Annotated in this window: 3 protein-coding genes; 1 reads left to right on the top strand and 2 read right to left on the bottom strand. The window is 44.3% G+C overall.

All coding sequences use genetic code 11. The features are described 5' to 3' along the window. Together AB4653_RS08240 and AB4653_RS08235 are read right to left on the bottom strand one after the other, a co-directional pair. On the bottom strand, positions 1 to 190 hold a 190-nt coding region (locus AB4653_RS08240; protein ID WP_372103793.1), incomplete at its 3' end, for a YebG family protein. An 89-nt stretch (positions 191 to 279) separates the two neighbouring features. Next, positions 280 to 1,176, bottom strand: coding sequence for a LysR family transcriptional regulator (locus AB4653_RS08235; RefSeq protein WP_009848350.1), 897 nt, complete (start codon positions 1,174 to 1,176; stop codon positions 280 to 282). A gap of 206 nt (positions 1,177 to 1,382) precedes the next feature. Here AB4653_RS08235 and AB4653_RS08230 point away from each other — a divergent pair. After that, on the top strand, positions 1,383 to 2,043 hold a 661-nt coding region (locus tag AB4653_RS08230; protein ID WP_372103790.1), incomplete at its 3' end, for a TDT family transporter.

The following is a 2,043-nucleotide window of genomic DNA, read 5'->3' as shown; positions in this document are numbered from 1 at the left end:
TCTTCGCTAGGTACATAGCAAGCTCTTCTTGCTTGCCTTCATCTTCAACTAAATCGCTTTTGCTTAATAGTTCAAAAAGCTCATCAGCCATATCCAGCATTTTGTCGTATGCGTCAGCTTCGGCTTTAGAGGTAAAAGTCATTTTCTCTTCTCCGTTGCGTTCGACCACGTACTTGACGATAACAGCCATGGTTAATCCTCTAAGTTTGATAAAATTTTACTGGCTTTTTATACAGTTTCTGATGTTAAAAGTCCAGTTGGAGCCCTAACAATGCGGCCTCAATCTTGATGTGTAGCCCAGTCTTCACAATAACTCATGAAAGATTTCAGCAGCGGGCTCTGGTATTTGTCTTTGTGTACCAGCATCCAGAAACGTCGTTTCATGTCGAGTGGGACATCGAGTGCTTTCACTCGGCCTGAGTCAATTGCTCGTTGCGCCGCCAGTCGTGATAAACACGCGAATCCAAGATTGGCAGAAACTGAATTGATGATCGCCTCGGTGGTGTTGAGTTCAAAGGATTCATACCAGTGTTCGATACGCGGTGCGACGGCACGAAGGAAAAACTCGCGAGTGCCTGAACCAGACTCACGTAAAATCCAATGACTATCTTCTAAATCGCTTAAAATCACTTTTTCTTTTGAATTGAGAGGGTGTTGATTACTAACAATAATACACATTTCATCGCTACTGAACTGGCTAGAGATCAACTCCGGATGGAGTGTTTTTCCTTCAATTAACGCGATATCCAGTTCATAATCCACCAACTTTTGGCAGATCAGCGCACTGTTTGAAATGAATAAGCTCTGATCTTGATGCTGAGTTAGCTCGCGAAAGCCAGACAGAATAAACGGTGCGACCTGATTACCAATTGTGTCACTCGCACCGACCTTTAGATTGCCACTTAAAGGCTGGTCGTCACGGAACAAAACATCAATACCAGCAGCACGATGTAATATCTCATCCGCCAAAGGAAGAAGCTTTTGTCCTTCTTGATTGAGAATTAATCGGTTATTAACCCGGTCAAATAGAGAGTGACCGAGTTGTTTCTCCATTTCGCCTAGCGCCATGCTGACAGCGGCCTTAGACAGAAACAGAGCCTCAGAGGCTGCGGTCAATGTCGAATGCTGGGTAATAGTGACAAACACTTTGAGTTGTTTGATTGAAATATTAGCCATCAGGTTCCTAGTTTTACGCTGCTGGTGGAAAGGTATCGTTCAGTATTAATGAACATTTGTTATATATAATTGGATATTGTTTAACGAAGCGCAAGCGTATTATGGCTTCAACAAGCTGATGAGTTCACAAGTTTAGTGAATTAAGTTTAAGAGAGGCTGACATGATTCAACGTATTAAATATAGATTAACAGGAGCTCCAACTCCCATGGCAGGGTTAGCACTCGCAATTGCAAGTTTAGGCTGGTGTTGGGATGGTGTTTTAGTCGCACAAGGTATTTTGCACACACCGGGTTTGGTGCAGTGGGTCAGTGCTGGTATTGCGGCGGTATTGCTTCTTGTTTTAGCTGTGAAATTTTTGATTCACGGCCACTTATTACGTGCAGATCTTGCTCACCCTGTTGTCGGCAGTGTTGTACCCACATTCGCAATGGGTTGTATGGTGGTGTCTGCTTCGTTGGCTCCAATCTCTCAATTCTTACAAGAAGCTGTGTGGCTCGCTTCGGTAGCGTTACATGTCGTGTTCTTGGTGAGCTTCTTATACCACAGAGCTAAAAACTTTGAGATTCACCACATGGTGCCAAGCTGGTTTGTGCCACCAATCGGTATTATCGTGGCAGACGTTTCTTTTTCAGGTAACCCGATCTTAGAGCCCGTTGCTCACGCGACTTTAGTCTTTGGCTTATTGGTTTATGCGGTAATGCTACCAATAATGGTTTACCGCTTGATCTTCTCTCACGAAGTGCCTGACGCAGCAAAACCAACGATTGCGATTATGGCGGCACCAGCAAGTCTATCTTTAGCTGGCTACCTAACGGTGACGGCAAATCCTTCGCCAGTGATCATTGGGTTACTCTTTGGCATTGCAG

The organism is Vibrio sp. 10N.222.48.A3 (assembly GCF_041475345.1).
In the GTDB taxonomy this organism is placed as follows: Bacteria; Pseudomonadota; Gammaproteobacteria; order Enterobacterales; family Vibrionaceae; genus Vibrio; species Vibrio tasmaniensis_A.
This window is presented reverse-complemented; position numbering and strand designations above follow the sequence as displayed.